At 74.4% G+C, this 1,293-nt stretch carries 2 protein-coding genes; both read right to left on the bottom strand.

The window, feature by feature from the left end:
* The coding region (locus tag ACR9ZG_RS18865) for a biotin/lipoyl-containing protein (protein WP_481286378.1) at positions 1 to 507 on the bottom strand (507 nt) is incomplete at its 3' end.
* A partial coding sequence (locus ACR9ZG_RS18860) for an alpha-ketoacid dehydrogenase subunit beta (protein ID WP_481286377.1) occupies positions 504 to 1,293 on the bottom strand: 790 nt, incomplete at its 5' end. The genes ACR9ZG_RS18860 and ACR9ZG_RS18865, both read right to left, overlap by 4 nt.

Genomic DNA, 1,293 nt, shown 5'->3' with positions numbered 1-1,293 from the left:
GTCGCGCGCGAGCGCGCGCACGACCGGGGAGCTGACGGGGACGATGCGCGGCGGAGCCGGCGGAGCCGGCACGGCCGCGGCTGCCGTCGCGGTCGCGGTCGTGGATGCACCCGCGGCCGCCATCGCCGCGACGCGCGGGCGGCGGCGTCCGGTGTGCGAGGTGGTGCCGTATCCGACGAGCACCTGACCCGACGAGGACGCGGACGAGGATGCGGACGCGGACGACGACGCGGCGGCCGGAGCCTCCGCCTCCTCGGCCTCCGCCTCCACCTCCTCCACCTCGATCAGCGGGGCGCCGACGGCGATCGTCTCGCCTTCGGCGCCGTGCAGCGCCGCGACGACGCCCGCGTACGGCGACGGCACCTCCACGACCGACTTGGCGGTCTCGACCTCGGCGATCGGCTGGTCCACGGCGACCTGCTGGCCGGGCTCGACCAGCCAGCGCACCAGCTCGGCGTCGGTGAGGCCCTCCCCCAGGTCAGGGAGGGTGAACACGCGCGGGCTCATGCGTCCTCCCACTGCAGGGTCTCGACGGCGTCGAGCACGCGGTCGACGCTGGGCAGGTAGTACGACTCCAGCTTGGGCGGGGCGAAGGGCGTGTCGAAGCCGGTCACCCGGCGCACCGGGGCGAGGAGGTGGTGGAAGCAGCGCTCCGAGATCCGCGCGGCGATCTCGCCCGCGACGCTCGCGAACCCGGGGGCCTCCGCGATCACGACGGCCCGGCCGGTCGCGCGGACGGCGTCGCAGACCGTGTCGTCGTCGAACGGGACGAGGCTGCGCACGTCGACGACGGCGAGGCTGCGTCCCTCCTCCTGCGCGGCCTCCGCGGCGGCGAGCGCGACCGGGACGGACGGGCCGTACGCGATGAGGGTCGCGTCGGTGCCCTCCCGCGCGATGCGCGCGCGGCCGAGCTCGGGCAGCGGTGCCGCGGTGTCGACCTCGCCGGTGGACCAGTACAGCTTCTTGGGCTCGAGGAAGACGACCGGGTCCGGGAGGGCGATGGCCGCCCGCAGCATCCCGTACGCGTCCTGCGGGGTCGCCGGGGTGACCACCGTCAGGCCGGGGGTGTGCGCGTAGTACGCCTCCGACGAGTCCGAGTGGTGCTCCACTCCCCCGATGCCGCCCGCGTACGGGATGCGGATGACCATCGGGAGGCGCACCCGGCCGCGCGTGCGGTTGCCCATCTTGGCCACGTGGTCGACGATCTGCTCGAAGGCCGGGTAGGCGAAGGCGTCGAACTGCAGCTCGACGACCGGCCGCATCCCGTTCATCGCCTGTCTCTTATACACATCT

This window comes from Leifsonia sp. KNZ12-8B (assembly GCF_056755495.1).
This window is presented reverse-complemented; position numbering and strand designations above follow the sequence as displayed.